This window comes from Nocardia sp. CY15 (genome assembly GCF_009829295.1).
Taxonomy (GTDB): domain Bacteria; phylum Actinomycetota; class Actinomycetes; order Mycobacteriales; family Mycobacteriaceae; genus Nocardia; species Nocardia sputi.
This window is the reverse complement of the sequence record NZ_VUOT01000002.1, coordinates 1-15379: the sequence shown is the minus strand read 5'-3', so window position 1 is coordinate 15379 and position 15379 is coordinate 1. Positions and strand designations below refer to the sequence as shown.

Sequence of the window (15379 nt, the reverse complement as noted above, 5' to 3'; positions counted from 1 at the left end):
AGGGATGGACCATGAGCGAGGGCCCGCTGTTCGACCTGACCGGCCACGTCGCCGTCGTCACCGGCGGCAATTCCGGCATCGGGCTCGGGTTCGCCCGCGGGCTCGCGCGAGCCGGAGCCGACATCTGTGTCGTCGGCCGCAACACCGAACGCAACGAGGCCGCCGCCGCGGAATTGAGTGCCTTCGGCGGGCGAGTGCTGGCCCTGCGCTGTGATGTCGGCGAGGAACAGCAGGTGATCGACACCTTCGGTCGCGCGGCCGCCGAACTCGGCCGGATCGACTCGTGCTTCGTGAACGCCGGGGTCATGCAGGGCTTCATCCCCTTCGTGGAGACCGATCTCGCGGAATTCCGCCGGGTCACCTCCATCAACCTCGACGCCGCGTTCGTCACCCTGCGCGAAGCGGCGAAGGTTCTGCTCGCCCAAGGCGAGGGCGGCAGCCTGGTCGCCACCGCGAGCCTCGCCGCCCGCCAGGGCGTTCCGCGCGGCCAGTCCTATGCCGCGAGCAAGGCGGGTTTGATCGCCATGGTCAACTCGATCGCGGTGGAACTGGCCAAGCACGGCATCCGCGCGAACTCGGTGCTGCCCGGGTGGGTCGAGACGCCGATGACCGAGGGCGCCTTCGCCTGGGACCGTTTCCGCGAACGCGTCGAGCCCAGGATTCCGGTGCGCCGCTGGGGTCAGCCCAGCGATTTCGAGTCCGTCGCCGTCTACCTCGCCAGCCCCGCCAGCGCCTACCACACCGGCGACACCCTCCTGATCGACGGCGGCTACAGCCTGTTCTGACGCATCCAGCGCTTCGGCGTCCGGTTCGCGCGAGGTGCCGGTCGACGGCGGTGCTCGCTACGGGATGACGAAGCCGCCCTGGGTTGTCATCCCAGGTGGGAAGCGCGCCGGGTTAACTTGCGGCGTCGGGCATGGGAACGTGGAGTTGTGACCTCCCCTCGCATTCGGAACGCTATCTGGGTGCTCACCGCGTTGCTGGTGGTGTGCGCCGCGGCTCTCACGGCAGGTGTGGTCGGGGACGGCGGCCCCGGCGGGATTGATCGCGGCATCGCCGACTGGGCCGTCGCACAGCGCAGCGACGCGCTGACTCCGGTGGCCGTGGTGGTCAGCGTGCTGGGCGGCACGCTCGCGATGACAGCGCTGGCCACCGCCACCTGCCTTGTGCTGTCCTGGCAGCGACGCTGGTCGTCGGCGGCGCTGGTCGCGGTCACCGGCCTCGGCGGCGGGTTACTGGTCCGCGGCGGCAAGCGCCTGACCGACCGCGACCGCCCGCCCGTCGAGGACCACCTGATCAGCGTCTCCAACCAGGCCTATCCCTCCGGGCACAGCATGGGCTCGTTCGTCGTGGTCGGCATCGTCCTGGTGGTCACGCTCCCCCGCCTGCGCGGCCACGCCCTGCGCGTCGGCGTCGCGGCCGCCGCCGCGCTTTTCGTTCTCGCGGTGGGAATGACCCGGATCTACCTCGGCGTCCACTGGACCACCGACATCGTCGGCGGCTGGTGCATCGGCGCGCTGTGGCTCATCCTCTGCCTTACCGCCTACCGGTACCTGATCCGCGCCGACGACTCCGCCGAGCCGGCTCGCCACGACCTCGACGACATCCCCTCGGACAATGCCGGGATCTCGTCCGACCACCGAAGGGCATAGCGAATCTGCCCACAGAGCAGTCATGCCTGCGACGCCTCGGTCCGCCGACGAACGATCGCGGCCTGTGCGATCGCTTTAGCGCGGCCGATGTCGCCGGTCGTCTCGGTGCACGCGCACACCAGCCGTCCAGAGTCGTCGCCGAGGGTGACGCGCAATGTGCCATCGGCCGCGATGACCCGGATGACGGCGCGGCCACCGGGAAACGGCTTGGTCAACCAATGCTCGGTGGCCGGACCGCTCAGCACCCACCCATGGGTGGCATCGATCGCGCGAATCCGCGACCATCCGGAGTGGTCCATATCAGCCCGCCATCGCCGTCGGCCGGTGCGGACCACGGAAGCGCTCGCCGTTCGAGACCGGCCGAGCGAATGCGCCGTCCGCTACCTGCGGACGCTCGGCGACGTCCGCCATGGCCGACCACGGAGCCCGACACCGTGCGCAGCCGGAATCCGAGTCTTCTCGGGCGAGCGGGCGGACCAGCAGCCTCGCGCCACCGAAGTAGCACGCCATTGTCCAAACGACGGCGACGATGGCCGCGATGCTCACGGCCATCAGTCTTCGCTCCTCATCGAGTGACTATCCGGCACGCAGCCACGCGCTCTGCGTCTCCCGTGCGCCTGATCGGCCCATGCGCGCACGGCAGCGATGACTACTTGCCCCGAAGGACGAAATGTGTTCCGAGGAGGCACTATCCAATGGCGGATCGCCCCAACCGACGCGGTGGGTGATGGAAGCGCGATGCACGCCCCCGTCCGCGCCACGTTGACATCCAGACGGAACATCTCGGCGAACAACTTCACGTCCCCCAGGTCGATGTCGGGGCGAATCAGGAAAGTCCATCGCCCGGACCGTGGGTGCCCGATGATCGGGCCGACGGCGCTCCCGCAGCTAGGCAGGTGAGCCTTGACCGCTTGACCGAGCCGCGTCGGCATCGCGACTCCCCACACGCTGCCCGCGCGAAGAATGATCCGCCCTAGTTCGGGTGGATCGATGACGACGGGTAGACCGCAAGTCCGCCGGTAGTACTGACAACGGGACAGCAGGGTGTCCCCGAACGCTCCTTCGTCCATCAGTAGACCTCTGCTCACTTCGAAGACGGGTGGAGTGCGCCGAGCCTCGTTGGCCGAGATGGAACGTGGAACCGAGGCGAGGAGTGGGGAGCAGAACAGCCTCCCCACCGGCGCAGAACTAGCAGACCACCGCGCTTATACCTGTGGCATGTCAGTTTGAAATTTTCATGATCTGCCCATAAAACGCCAGTAAAGCTCTCAATCAAGCAGTTAGTATCTTTCAATCTGAAAGAAGGAGGAACGATGAGTGGAGAACGTACGCCCCCACCCCCGTCTCTGCCGAGGCGACGGTTCGGCAATCACATCCGCGACGCCCGGCACGCAGCGAACCTCAAGCAGCCGGATGTGGCCAAAGTGATGCGATGGAGTGTTCCGACTCAATCTCGGATCGAGCGTGGCTATCTCGGCACATTGAACGACCGAGACGTGCGAGACCTGTGTGCCGTCCTCGGTATCGAGGACGAAGAGGAAGTCGCGGCGCTGATCGGCATGCTCGAAGAGGCGACTGCGCAACCCAAGAAGTGGTGGCAGCAGCAGTACGGGGAAGTCATGCAAGAACGCTTCGACGTCTACGTGGGGCTCGAGTACGAAGCTCGCGCCATCGACATCTTCCGTTCCGAGCTCGTACCCGGATTGTTCCAGACCGCCGACTACGCACGGGCGCTGAACCACTTGTTCTTTCCACATGAATCCGAGGAACAACAAGCGCGCCGGATCGAGCTGAAGCTCAAGCGACAGGCAAGTCTGACCCGGAAGACCAAGCCTCTAGAAGCGACGATGGTTCTGGACGAAGCGATCTTGAGGAGGGTCGTCGGAAACGCGCGGATCATGGTGCCGCAGCTGCGGCACCTCGCCGACATGAGTACGCGAGACAACATCGACATCCGCGTGCTGCCGTTCAGTGCTGGATATCCCACGGGAACCGCAACAGGCGCGTTCTCGATACTTTCGTTCGAGCTCGACCCCTCTGTGGTGTACGTCGAGTCCTTCACAAGCAACATGTACCTTGAGGATGAGACGGACGTCGCGACGTACCAGACCGCGTCTACGATCATCCGCCGCTCCGCATTGGATGCGGCAGCGAGCAGGAGTCTGCTGCGACAGATGGCGAAGGAGTTTGCAAGGTGAGCGCCGATCTATCGGGGGCACAGTGGTTCAAAAGCAGCCACAGCGGAGGCCATGGCGATTGCGTCGAGGTCGCATTCTTCGGAGGGGGTGAGGTCGGCGTCCGCGACTCCAAAACCCCCGCTGGCCCGGCACTGGTGTTCACCCCCAGCGAGTGGGACGCCTTCACTGCTGGCGTCGCGGCGGGAGAATTGGACCGGCATTGACCGCCCAGACGGGCCTATCGACCCTGGTCACCGGTATCTAGCTGGACTTTTCCCACCCCGCGCGTAGCTTCTGCTACAGTCTCGATTGGCACATCTGCCTCTGCCGATGTAGTTCAATGGTAGAACTTCTGCTTCCCAAGCAGACAGCGCGGGTTCGATTCCCGTCATCGGCTCCACCACAAACCCGCTCTGGCCAGGGCGGGTTTTGTTTTGAGATGGGATGGTCAGCGCAGCGAACTCTCCTGTCCGAGCGTTGGGGCCGGGTGCGGGGCTGATGCTCTTTGGAGGGCTTGCCGGGGATCAACGGAGCCGGTTCGACGCCCTGCTTCGGGCACGAAAAAGCCGCTGCGATCCGATTCTGAGGTCGGGTCGTCAGCGGCGGTTTTCGAGTCTGTGTACCCGAGCTGGGGGTCTAGCTGCTCATGGCCGAAGTTGCTGGCTACTGCTCGGCCCAGAACTGGTTGAGCCGGGCCACCGCCTCAGCCTTGGTCATGTTCTCGATCTCCTCTGGCACGAGATGCACCAAACGCGTTAGTTTCTCGACAACACCGAGTGGGATGGGCTCCTTGTCCGGGATCGCGACCGTGGCCGATGCGCGTCCTGGCCGCTTCCGGTCGTTCACGCAGGCCCAGAACTGTTCCTCGCTGACCTCGAGCTGTTCTTTGAGGATCAGATTCCACATTCTGGCCCCATAGTCGGTGTTGTCCGCAGGCCGCGAGATGCGGGTGCGCAGGACGCGCCCGTCCGGGAGTGGCAGCTCCAACGTGATGTGGTGATCGACTGCGCCGCCTCTGGCGTTGCGGACGACCGTCCATTCATCGTTGGAGCAGAATGTCTCGTGGGCCTTCTTTGTGCCCGGAGGATACCGGGTCACTGCTCGGCCGCTATCAACCATTCTCTGAGTTGTTCATCGGTGGATAGTTCCACGAACTGCACGAAGTCGACGTTGCCGCGATGATTGATCGCAGCGTGGAGGTGATCCTGCCAGTCGCTGGCATATTCGCGCATGGCTTCGATGAGCGCATCGAGTGCGGCGTCCAGTTCGGGTTCTTCCACTGCCAGCGGAAGGCCTGGAAGGTAGGCGACCCAATTGCCGCTTTCGCGCACGACTTGCGGTTCGTGAGGACGAATGATGTGGGCCAAGAGGAACCGCAGTCGGCCTACTTCCACTAGCGCGGAGTCCTTGCCTTTGCGTGAGACGACAGCGACGTTTCCATTTTCGGCAGTGGTCAGCATCTGACTGAAATGTTCTCGAGCGTTGTGCATGGAGTCATACCGTGTGACTGACGTGATTCGTTCCATGGTCGCCATCGGTCCCTCTATCTCTTCCGGCACGGCCATATGTACATCGTGTACATCATGTACACGTCACAGGCGACACGCCAAATGTGACACGCGACACAACCAACTAGTCCCCTGGCCGCGAAGTCGCGCGCGCCACGCCCGCGTGCAAGAAACGGTCGACCGGCACTACGCCCGGTTGCAGACGTCGGGCCGAACCAGGACCCTTTTTTTGCACCCACTCAACGAGGCGCCAGGCGGTAGAGGGACGTCACCTCCGCAGCTCGAGCGGTGTGCAGCGGTGAGGCCGGGTCGTGGGCTCGGCGGTGGGTGGGGCGCGTGTCCAGTCGGGCGATCACGCGGAGGTCGGCGGCGGTGACGCGGTCGAGTAGTTCGTCTCGGGTGCGTAGACCGAGGTGTTCGGGGAGGTCGGAGAGGATCAACCAGCCCTCCCTGCCGGGGCGTAGGTGGGCACGGAGGCCGGTGAGGAAAGCGTGCAGCATGGACGAGTTCTCGTCGTAGACGCCGGTTTCCAGAGCCGAGGTCGGCACGCCGGGGAGCCAGGGTGGGTTGCACACCACGAGGTCGGCCTTGCCGTCCGGGAAGAGCGCCGGGCCTCGCACGGCGACGGATGACAGGCCGATTCGGTCGAGATTGTCACGGGCGCAGGTCAGTGCCCGAACGTTGTTGTCGGTTGCGGTGATTCGCGTGCAGCCGCGGCGGGCCAGGACGGCGGCGAGAACGCCGGTGCCGGTGCCGAGGTCGTATGCGATGTCCGCCCGTGCGGGCAGTGGAGCGCCCGCGACAAGATCGATGTACTCACCGCGAACCGGGGAGAACACGCTGTAATGCGGATGGATGTGGTCGCCGAGGGCGGGCACGTACACGCCCTTCTCCCGCCACTGCGCCGCACCGATCACGCCGAGCAGTTCGCTGAGCGCGACCACCATGTGCCCTTGCGGCGCGCCGTACGCCTCGATACAGGCGCGCCTCACGTCCGGGGCGCGGCGTAAAGCCAGCGAATAGTCTTCTTCCAGCAGCACGAGCAACTTGCCGAGAATTTGCGCGCGGCGACGACGCGACGCACGATACCGCCGGAACGATTCGGCGGGATCGTCGCTGGTCGGAAGCTTCCGCTCCACCCGCCGCCCCATCGCGCGCAACAGTTGCCGCGCATTGTGGAAATCACCGCGCCACAGCAGGCCGGTTCCCGCTCCGGCCATCCGGCAGGCGGCGTCGGCGGTCGTCCGATCGTCCGCCACCACGATCGACTCGGGTGACGAGGCGGCACTTTCGGAATGCCAGCGAGCGGTGCGGGATGTGTTGTCTTCGGTCCAGGAAATGGTGGACACCGAGTACTCCTCGTAATCGAACGTGCAAGGGCACGACGAGCACTTCGACGCGGCGTCGCGAAAAAAACCGTGCGGCTAGCGCACAGGAATCACTCGAGATTGATCTACACCCGCGCCGAAGTGCGCGGGTAATCGCCGAGAACCATGCCGAGCGTCACGACCAGGACCTTTCCGAAGGAGACATCCGAGTCTCCCACAGCGTCGAGAGCCGGAGGAATCCGCCTCGTCAGTCGGCGAGCAATCGTACGGCCGTGCGGATCGCCGCTTCGAAGCTGTCGCGGTTGCGCGAGTGGTTGATGCCGGGCGGGGACGGTGACGCGCCGTGTACCAGCTGAATGTCCGGACCGGTCAACGCCATCTTCATCCAGGCGTGCTGAGCGGGACGGCCGAGCAGGACGACCACGCGCAATTCGGGAAGCAACTCGAGCATTCGGCGCGTGTACGGCTCGGCCCGGCCGAGTTCGAAGCGCGAGGGAGTGTCACCCTTGATCGGAAACGGGCAGGCGTTCCAGGCGGTACAGCGTCTCCGGTCGAGACCGTACGCGGCGCAGGTGCGGAAGAAGTTCGCCGCTCCCGCGTCGTCGTTGTCCCAGCTGAGGAAACGCCTGTCGTGCAACTCGGGACTCGCGTCGCCCTCGGGCGCTTTCAGCACGAACAACAACTCTGCCGCGACGCCGCCGAACAGTGGATCGATGTATGGCAGATTATCCAGACCGGTATCCGCTTCTATGCGATCGACCAACTGGTTGAGCGCCCGAACGTGTGGCAGCTCGATCGCGGCGGCAGCCCGGTCGCGACGAATTCGCCGCTCACGCAATGCTCTCGGATGATCGGGGACTTCCATGGGCCACCTCGGAGGACCGCTGACAGCGCTACGAGAGTCACCCTACGCGCCGGCCATCCGGTATCGGACGATTCCGTCCGTCAGGCCGCCCCGTTCGCCGTTTCGGCGTGCAGCCGGCGGAAACGGCTGCCGTGGAAGACGAGGGGGTCGACGTCGGTGCGGGTGGCGATGCGGTGGATACGAAGGATGACGACGGCGTGGTCGCCCGCCGGGACGTGCGCCTCCTGGACGCCCTCGATCCAGGCGGAAGCGCCGTCGATGAACACGGCGTCGCCCGAGCCGCGGTGCAACCGGATATCGCGGAAGCGGTCGCCGTCACGGGTGCCGAGCGAGCGGGCGGCGGCCTGCTGATCGGTGCCCAGCAGGCTCAGGCCGAGATGACTCGCGGCGGCGAGCTTGGGCCAGGTGGCCGAGGAGTTCTGCACGCAGAACGAGACCAGCGGCGGGTCGAGCGAGACGGGAACGAACGTGCTCACCGCGAGACCGTGTGGCACACCGTCGATTTCGGCGCAGACCGCGACGACGCCGCTGGGGAAGTTGGCGAACGCGCGACGCAGACCGGCTCCGTCTGCGGGGAATTCGAACAGGTCATGCATGATTCGCAGCCTTCGAGCTGTGGGCCAGTGCCTGGGCGACCGAACGCCACCGACCACTGTACCGGTCGATGACGCCGTCCTCGGCGAATGTGCGATCGGACAGGTAGAGCCCGGGCAGCGCCGCGGTGGCCCCGATCTCCACGAGCACGGGCTTCAGCAGCAGGTCGGGCGCCAGAGCGTGGGCCGGTCCGGCGCCGAGCATCAACGGCACCGCGAGCACGCCTTCGAGTCCCGTTCCGCCTTCGAATTGTTCGAGGAACAACTTCAGCAGACCGGTGTAGGTCGCCTTGAAGGTCGGGCTGGCGAAGACGACGAGTTCCGAGTCCGCCACGGTGCGCACCGCCTCGGCCACGGCCGGGTCACCCCAGCTGAGCAGGCCCGGACCGAACTCCACCAAGTCGATCACGGTGGGCTCCGCCTCCGGCCGCAACCCCTTCGCGACCAGCGTGGCCGCGGTGAGCGTGCGCGAAGCCGGTTTCGGGTTGCCGACGACGACAGTGACTGTCATTGCGTCTCCTCTCAGATCACGCCGTGCAGTGGCGGTGGTGCGTCGTGCAGCACGGCACGGCCGATGTGCTGGTATTTCCAGCGCACCGGGTCGTGCAGGGTGTGCGTGCGCGCGTTGCGCCAGAAGTGATGCAGGTTCAGATCCGCCGCGGCGCTGCGCGTTCCGCCGACCTCGAACAACGCGGCGGACACGTCGTTGGCGGCGCGGTCGGCGAGCACTTTGGCGGTCGCGACCGCCAGCGACGCCTCGGCGACGCGATCGGCGCTCGGATCGGTCCTGGTGGCCGCGTCCACCGTCCATCCGGCCGAAGCGAGGGTCGCCTCCGCGGCGGTGACCGCGACGGACAACTCACCGAAGCGCTGGACCAACAGCGGGTCGTCGACCGCGTTCGCGACCCCCGCCTCGAACCATGGACGACTCTTCGTGCGCACGAACTCCGTCGCCGCCGTGAGCGCGCCCCGGGCGATGCCGGTGTCGATGGCGGCGTGCAGCAGCTGGGCGAACGCGCCGTAACCGGTGGGCGCGCGCACCGCACCGGCACGGGGGATCACTTGATCGCGGTCGACCACCACGTCGTCGAAGGACACCGTTCCGCTGCCGGTTGTGCGCTGCCCGATCCCGTTCCAGTCGTCCACGACGCGCACGCCGGACATGTTCGCGGGCAGGTAGGCGATGTACTCGCCCGGATCCAGGCCGCTGTGTCCCTGTGGATCGTCCAGCCGGGTCAGCACCGCGAACAGGTCGGCGAACAGCGATCCGGTGCAGTAGTACTTCACGCCGTCCACGCGGAAGCGATCGCCGACGGGTCGCAACGTGGTCGATATCTCGGCTACCGTCGCGCCACCGCGCTCGGACTGCGCGTTGGCGATGCGCCCACCGTCGAGCACACGTCCGAAATACCGCTTCTGTTGCTGGTCCGTTCCCGCGAGCCGGAGCAGATTCAGATACACGAAGTGACTGTGCGGAATCTGCGCGATGTTGGGATCGGACGTGGCGAGAATCCGCGTCACTTCCGCGACCGCGCTCGGCGGAAGATCCGCGCCGCCGTGTGCGGCGGGCACCGTGATCGCGAGCAAGCCGCTGGCCGCCAGCCGATCGACCTCCGCGTACGGCAGCGCGCGGTCGCGGTCGCGCTGCGCGGCCCCCGTAGCGAAGTCGGCCGCGAGCCGCTGCGCGACGGCGAACGCCTGTGCCGCCGAGAGAATGCGATCGGCGGCGACCGCGGTCATCAGCTCACCGCCGCGACAGGTCGCTGCGCGGCTTCCAGCTCGCGCACCAGCGGGAGCACCTTCGCGCCGAAGTATTCGATCTCCTCCTGGAAGTGCAGGAAGCCGCCGAGGATCAAGTCGACGCCGAGCTGCTTGTAGGCGACGATCCGCTCGGCCACCTGCTCCGGCGTCCCGATCAGCTGAGTGCGGAAACCGTCGTTGTACTGCACCAGGTCGTCGAACGTGGAGTCGGCCCACATGCCCTTGCGGTCCTTGGTGGACGCGCCCGCCTGCTGCACCGCGTCCCGGAAGCCCTCCACCGCGGGCTTGTTGGCCTTCTCGATGATCTCGCGGAGGGTGTCGCGGGCCTCGGCCTCGGTATCGCGGGCGATGATGAAGCCGTTGAGGCCGAACTTCACCTCGCGGTCGTGGGCGCGGGCGACGCCGCGCAGGTCGTCGAGCTGTTCGGTGACGCCGTCGAAATCCTTGCCGTTGGAGAAGTACCAGTCGGCGTAGCGTCCGCCGTTGCGCCGGGCGGCCGTGGAGTTACCGCCTTGGAACAGTTCGGGATTCGGGCGCTCAGGCGTGTTCAGCGGCTTGGGCTTCAGGGCGAAGTCCCGGATACGATAGAAGTCACCGCCGTAGTCCACGTTGTCCTCGGTCCAGATCTTGCGGATCACTTCGAGGAATTCCGCGCTGCGCCGGTAGCGCTCGTCGTGCTCGAGCCAGGGCTCGCCGAGCGCGGTGAACTCACCGGCGAACCAGCCGGAGACGACGTTGATGGCGAACCGGCCGCCCGACAGGTGGTCGGCGGTCGCGCCGAACTTGGCGAGCACGGCCGGGTGCCACAGCCCGGGATGCACGGCCGCGATGACCTTCAATCGTTCGGTGGCACCGAGCAGCGCGAGGCTGAACGAGGTCGACTCGTGCTGGAACTCCGCGCCGTAGGAGGCGGTGTAGCGCACCTGGGACAGCGCGTAGTCGAAGCCGTTGTTCTCCGCGGTCTGCGCGAGCTTCTTGTTGTAGTCGAAATCCCAGCTGGTGCGCTGTTCGATATCGCTGGTGACCAGTCCCCCGCTGACGTTGGGCACCCAGTAGGCGAACCGGATCTGTTCGGCGATCTGCTCCGTTGTCATAGCTGCTCCATGGTTTTCGGGGGTAGCCGTCGGATCGGAGGCCGGACGCCACGAATGCGTCCGGCGCTCCTTCCACTCCAGCACCGGCCCCCGATCGGGACGAGAGTTCGAATCCGTGCGATCAGATCAGGCGTCGGCGAGCGCGGGCGCGTAGCTCGACCTGGAGAACGTGCCCGCGGGTGCGAACCTGCCCAGCAGCTCGGCGGCGTCCACACCGGTGACCCGCGTGATGAACTCGTTGGCCGCTTCCGGCGAGTCGACGGGCAGGAACGGCTGCGGGCGATGCAGCAAGCCGACCAGCGCCGAGGCGAACGCCGGGTCGACGGCCGCCGCGGCGAAGAACGCGTTGCCGATGTCGGCCAGCTCGGGATCGCTGAGGAACAGCCTGGTCACTTTGTTGGCCGCGTCGGCGCGGGCGGCCAGGAACGCCGTGTACTGACCTGCGATCCACGCCTCGTCGAACGGTCCCTCGTGCACGGCGGCGGCCGCGACCAGCCGCTGCGCCTGGATCAGTCCGCTCTGCGCGCCCTGCCCGGCGATCGGGTCGTAGGCGATGGCGGTGTCACCGAGCGCGGCGACCGCGTGTCCGCCGGCCGTGCGCCCCACACCGGACCGCACGACCGGACGCACCGCGCCCTTCAGCCACGAGTGCGGGTCCTCCGGAATGGTCCGGGTGGCCAGCACTTCCGGCAGATCCCAGTCGATGTAGTCGCGGTAGAGGTCCTGCACGATGCGGTGCGCCGATTCGGCGGAGTCCGCGGCGGCGAAACGCTTCTCCCAGTCGCTGCCGGGACGTGCCCAACCCAGGAACGCCCAGCTGGGGCCGACGTCCTTGTGCAGGTACGGACCCCACCACCCTTCGCCCTGCTCGGCGAGGATGGAGAAGCCGCTGTGCGCGCCGCCTGCGACGCTGCGATGGGCGAAAACGCTCTCGTCGTGACCGATGCCGGTCACCGTGACGGTGAGCAGCGAGCGCTGCGGGGCGTCGTAAGGGGTGCGCTGCGCGTCGACCGGGAACAGGTCCGACAGACCGCCGCGCCCGGTCGCGACCAAGGTGAGGTCGTTGGCCGCGGCGATGCCGTCGAGCGTCTCCGGCGTCACCTGCTCGACCAGGAACCGGCCGCCGCGCTCGAGAAACGCGGTGAGCCGCTCGTCGGACTTGAGCCGGGTGTCGACCGCGACGCCGACGTATCCGTCGAAATGGCCGTCGAACTGGATCAATTCGGCCCGTTCGGGTCCCGCGATGCGCACGCTCAGGCCGGTGTGGCGGGGCGCCCGCGCGGTGTAGCTGTCCAATCCGAGGGCGGCCTCGGCTTGCTGGGTCTCGCCGAATTCCAGCGCGGTGCCGGTGGCGGGCACGCCGTCACGCAAGGCTCGCTGATCACGCTCGCTGTAGAGGGTGACGTCGAAACCGGCGTCGAGAAGTCCTAGCGCCGCAGTGACGCCGGTCTGTCCGGCGCCGATAACCGCGGCCGAACGAGTGGAACGGGATACGGATTGCTGCGATGTCATGCAGGGATGATGCTGTGCCCGCACGGCGTTGCGAGAGTGTTGCGATCACCGAGAATCAATGGGCAGACAGCGCTTTCCGAGCGCGTACCATTCGGGCCATGTCGTTCGTCGTCGCCGAATTGACCGGAGACCGCACCGAGCAGTACCGTCGGCTCGCCGCGCAGGCCGAAGCGCTGGTCGAGGGCGAAACGGATCGTATCGCCAACGCCGCCAACCTCTCCGCGCTGGTGTTCCATGCGCTGCCCGATGTGAATTGGGTGGGTTTCTATTTCTACGACGGACGCGAACTGGTCGTCGGCCCGTTTCAGGGCAAGCCCGCGTGCGTACGCATCGCGCTCGGAAAAGGCGTGTGCGGCACTGCGGCGCAGACCGGACAGACTCAGTTGGTGCCGGATGTGCACGCGTTCGACGGCCATATCGCCTGTGATGCCGACACGCGTTCGGAAATAGTGGTGCCCTTGGTGCGGGACGGAGTACTCGTCGGGGTGCTCGACCTCGACAGTCCGCGCCCCGGGCGTTTCGACGAAGTCGATCGTGCGGGATTGGAAGCGGTAGCCGAAATATTCCTCGCCGCGATCTGATCGCCTCGCGGGCAAAGACCCGCCGGGCGGCGCCGAGCAGGGTTTCCGGCGCCGCCCGACTACGTTACGGAAGCACGTCGGCCGCATCGGCGGGACCACCTCGCGGCGGCACCGCGGGCACCGGTAGTCGTACTGCGTGCCGTAGCGCACTGCCCCGGACAACGGCACCCCGATCTTCCACGACCAGACCGCCTCGACGTCGTCGTGCGAGGGGATCCTCGTCTGGGCGCGGGATGTGTGCGGGGGTCGCCGTAGTATCGGCCGAAAATCGGGCGGATATGGCTTGGCGGGCTGGTAGAGAACGTTTTCGTGTTCGGGGTCGGGTGGGTTGGGTTGGTGCTTGGGCTCGGCTGCCGATGAGGGTTTGGTTCGGCTTCTGGTAACGCGCCATCGCTGCTGGTCGGACCCTTGTCGTTGTTTTCCGCGCGAGTACTACCAGGACCCTTTACCGGCTCTCGAGGTGGGGTCGTACAGGGTTTAGCGGTCGGATAGCATGCTTCGAGGGCATGCAACGGAAGGTCACCGCAAAGGTTCGATTCATGTGGGCCAGACACCTGCTTCGCGAGGGCGCCCAGCGGATCGGTCGAAGTTTCGGAAGGTTCACCCAGGGACACAAATCCTTCTCCGATGACATGACCGGGGAACTTCGCTCGGGGCTCGACGAACTCGAGGCAAAGGACGCACAAGGCGGCGATCGGGTCGCTCGGTCGATGGGAGATACGGCCGGGTCCGAAGGGGGGCCGGGGAAACCCGAGACCCCGACGGTCGTCCGTCGTGTCTGCCCGGCCCCTCCTGACGAGCGAACTCTCGCGACGGCCAGGCAGGACTTGGACCGCAAACTACGCGAGCGGTTCGGAGACCGCGGCCCCACAGAGTTCGAGCTGGAGGACTTACGGGACGAGCCCTGGTCACGACTCGAGCAGTACGCTCACATTCATCGGAATATGGAGCAGTTGGCGTCCTCGCTCGGTCGAAGTCTCGACGATGTGCGGACGCAGATGAGAAACGAGTTGCGAACCGCCCTCGAAGGCCAACCGGTGGTGATCCGAGTGCCGACCGAGCGGGACTTGATCTCCATACTCGGTGAGGGCCATTACAAGCCGGTCTGGAACGACAGATGGCGCGAACACGACGAAAGCCAGTGGTTCGGCCGGGAATTCGTAGCCGGACGCTCCCCCGTCTACGGTTCTGTCGCCGTCGGGGGCGTGCGTCCTGCCGGACCTCTCCTGGATGGCTTAGGACCGGATTTCTTGACCAGGGAGTACGGCCGTTACCAGCTCTACCTGACGCCTGACGTTCGTGAACGCACCGCCTTCGTTGTCGGTGACTCGGGCGTACACAAGCCATACGCAATTCCGTCCCCGCTCACCGATCCCCTCGAATGGTCCTATCACGCCCGAGCGCGGTCTGCCGATCCCGTGCTGAGCGGCGTCGGCCGCGACTACGACGGTCAGCCGTTCAGATCGAGGCAGCATGTCGAAGCGCAGATCCTCGGCGACGTCACGACGCCGGATTTCGATCTTGTGGTGCTACCCGAAGCACCCGGCCCGCAGTTGCGCGCCGCCCTGCAAGGCTCGGGCGTCGATTGGCGGGTGGTGACCAATGAGACCATCGCCCGTGAAGGCACCCCGCTCGAACGAGCTTCGGCGATCCGACGGACCGCCGAAGACTTGCAATGGGCGCAAGAAGGAACCAACTCCGCCGTGTCCGAGGGCTCCAGGAACGCTTATTCGAGTCTGGAACAGACCCTCCGTGCGGATCTCGACCGGTTGCTGGCAGCACGTACAACATGAGCACAGCAACCCCCAGCTACAAAGGGTCGCGGTAGTAATCGCCGAAAAACAACATATGCTCGTTCTCCCTGGTCAGTGCGACCGCAAATACACGCCTAGGTGTATGAGGCCGTGACGTTGGTGACGCCGGTGTGGAGGCGGCTGGCTGGGGGCCGGTTTCCGGCGGCAGTGTGGGGTCGATGGTAGTTGTAGTGGATGTTCCAGATTCCGAGTGCGTCGGTGCGTTGGGTTTCGCTGGTCCATTCACGGGCGTAGAGGAATTCCTCGGCCAGGATGCGGTGGTAGCGCTCGACCTTGCCGTTGTGCCGCGGCGTGTAGGGGTTGATGCGCTGGTGGCGAGCGCCGAGCAGCACCTTGGAGAAATCGGCCGCCCGGTAGCAGGCGCCGTTGAGTTCCTAACGGATGTCAACTCAGTAGAGTCTTCTCGCTGCTGCGTTGTGTGGCTCGGTGCGTCGTGAGGTCGAAGCACCCGCTCGGCCGGTCGTGCGTCGCGTGACCCGGATTTCGGCAGGGAC

17 protein-coding genes, 1 tRNA gene and 1 pseudogene are annotated in these 15379 nt (G+C 66.2%); 7 read left to right on the top strand and 12 right to left on the bottom strand.

All coding sequences use genetic code 11. The features are described from left to right. Window positions 1-11: 11 nt before the first annotated feature. A complete protein-coding gene (locus GVY39_RS05910; protein ID WP_159922094.1) occupies window positions 12-785 on the top strand; it encodes an SDR family NAD(P)-dependent oxidoreductase in 774 nt (257 codons plus the stop codon). A gap of 180 nt (window positions 786-965) precedes the next feature. Next, window positions 966-1652 (top strand): phosphatase PAP2 family protein, encoded by a 687-nt coding sequence (locus tag GVY39_RS05905; RefSeq protein WP_159922096.1) that lies wholly within the window; start codon window positions 966-968, stop codon window positions 1650-1652. A 20-nt stretch (window positions 1653-1672) separates the two neighbouring features. Here GVY39_RS05905 and GVY39_RS05900 read toward each other — a convergent pair whose 3' ends face one another. Further along, window positions 1673-1951 carry a hypothetical protein gene (locus tag GVY39_RS05900; RefSeq protein ID WP_159922098.1) on the bottom strand — a complete coding sequence of 93 codons (279 nt, stop codon included), beginning with the start codon at window positions 1949-1951 and terminating at the stop codon, window positions 1673-1675. Between the two features lies 1 nt (window position 1952). Beyond that, window positions 1953-2204: a hypothetical protein gene (locus GVY39_RS05895; RefSeq protein WP_159922100.1), complete on the bottom strand. Its 252-nt coding sequence runs from the start codon at window positions 2202-2204 to the stop codon at window positions 1953-1955. Window positions 2205-2965: 761 nt separating this feature from the next. Between GVY39_RS05895 and GVY39_RS05890 the strand changes: the two genes are divergently transcribed. The 3 genes from GVY39_RS05890 (at window position 2966) to GVY39_RS05880 (ending at window position 4229) form a co-directional block, all read left to right on the top strand. After that, entirely contained in the window at window positions 2966-3850 is an 885-nt protein-coding gene (locus GVY39_RS05890; protein WP_159922102.1) for a helix-turn-helix transcriptional regulator, read from the top strand. Beyond that, on the top strand, window positions 3847-4053 hold the full coding sequence (locus GVY39_RS05885; RefSeq protein ID WP_159922104.1) for a DUF397 domain-containing protein: 207 nt from the start codon (window positions 3847-3849) through the stop codon (window positions 4051-4053). The genes GVY39_RS05890 and GVY39_RS05885 overlap by 4 nt, the downstream gene beginning before the upstream one ends. Window positions 4054-4155: 102 nt before the next feature. Beyond that, window positions 4156-4229 (top strand) — tRNA-Gly (locus tag GVY39_RS05880). Between the two features lie 263 nt (window positions 4230-4492). Here GVY39_RS05880 and GVY39_RS05875 read toward each other — a convergent pair. The 9 genes from GVY39_RS05875 to GVY39_RS05835 all read right to left on the bottom strand — a co-directional run bounded on the left by GVY39_RS05875 (window position 4493) and on the right by GVY39_RS05835 (window position 12490). Then, a complete protein-coding gene (locus tag GVY39_RS05875; protein ID WP_236565339.1) occupies window positions 4493-4927 on the bottom strand; it encodes a cytotoxic translational repressor of toxin-antitoxin stability system in 435 nt (144 codons plus the stop codon). Beyond that, window positions 4924-5394, bottom strand: a complete 471-nt coding sequence (locus GVY39_RS05870) for a prevent-host-death protein (protein WP_159922108.1) — start codon at window positions 5392-5394, stop codon at window positions 4924-4926. The genes GVY39_RS05875 and GVY39_RS05870 overlap by 4 nt, the downstream gene beginning before the upstream one ends. A 182-nt stretch (window positions 5395-5576) precedes the next feature. Beyond that, window positions 5577-6686 carry a class I SAM-dependent methyltransferase gene (locus tag GVY39_RS05865; RefSeq protein WP_159922110.1) on the bottom strand — a complete coding sequence of 370 codons (1110 nt, stop codon included), beginning with the start codon at window positions 6684-6686 and terminating at the stop codon, window positions 5577-5579. Window positions 6687-6912: 226 nt separating this feature from the next. Continuing rightward, complete coding sequence (locus GVY39_RS05860; RefSeq protein WP_159922112.1) at window positions 6913-7530, bottom strand: uracil-DNA glycosylase family protein; 618 nt, start codon at window positions 7528-7530, stop codon at window positions 6913-6915. An 80-nt stretch (window positions 7531-7610) separates the two neighbouring features. Continuing rightward, window positions 7611-8126: a flavin reductase family protein gene (locus tag GVY39_RS05855; protein ID WP_159922114.1), complete on the bottom strand. Its 516-nt coding sequence runs from the start codon at window positions 8124-8126 to the stop codon at window positions 7611-7613. Further along, the gene (locus GVY39_RS05850; RefSeq protein WP_159922116.1) at window positions 8119-8634 is read right to left on the bottom strand and encodes an NADPH-dependent FMN reductase; all 516 of its coding nucleotides are present in this window, start codon (window positions 8632-8634) and stop codon (window positions 8119-8121) included. Before GVY39_RS05850 ends, GVY39_RS05855 begins: the two co-directional genes overlap by 8 nt. A gap of 11 nt (window positions 8635-8645) precedes the next feature. Then, on the bottom strand, window positions 8646-9863 hold the full coding sequence (locus tag GVY39_RS05845) for an SfnB family sulfur acquisition oxidoreductase (RefSeq protein ID WP_159922118.1): 1218 nt from the start codon (window positions 9861-9863) through the stop codon (window positions 8646-8648). Beyond that, entirely contained in the window at window positions 9863-10978 is a 1116-nt protein-coding gene (gene sfnG, locus GVY39_RS05840; protein WP_159922120.1) for a dimethylsulfone monooxygenase SfnG, read from the bottom strand. The genes GVY39_RS05845 and sfnG overlap by 1 nt, the downstream gene beginning before the upstream one ends. Window positions 10979-11104: 126 nt before the next feature. Continuing rightward, the gene (locus GVY39_RS05835) at window positions 11105-12490 is read right to left on the bottom strand and encodes a styrene monooxygenase/indole monooxygenase family protein (RefSeq protein ID WP_159922122.1); all 1386 of its coding nucleotides are present in this window, start codon (window positions 12488-12490) and stop codon (window positions 11105-11107) included. 98 nt (window positions 12491-12588) lie between these two features. Between GVY39_RS05835 and GVY39_RS05830 the strand changes: the two genes are divergently transcribed. Beyond that, window positions 12589-13071, top strand: a complete 483-nt coding sequence (locus tag GVY39_RS05830) for a GAF domain-containing protein (RefSeq protein ID WP_159922124.1) — start codon at window positions 12589-12591, stop codon at window positions 13069-13071. 998 nt (window positions 13072-14069) lie between these two features. Then, window positions 14070-14864, top strand: coding sequence for a hypothetical protein (locus GVY39_RS05825; protein WP_159922126.1), 795 nt, complete (start codon window positions 14070-14072; stop codon window positions 14862-14864). A 95-nt stretch (window positions 14865-14959) separates the two neighbouring features. Here the strand turns inward: GVY39_RS05825 and GVY39_RS05820 are convergent. Further along, window positions 14960-15253 (bottom strand): annotated as a pseudogene (locus GVY39_RS05820) (integrase core domain-containing protein); the annotation flags it as partial. Window positions 15254-15379 lie beyond the last annotated feature (126 nt).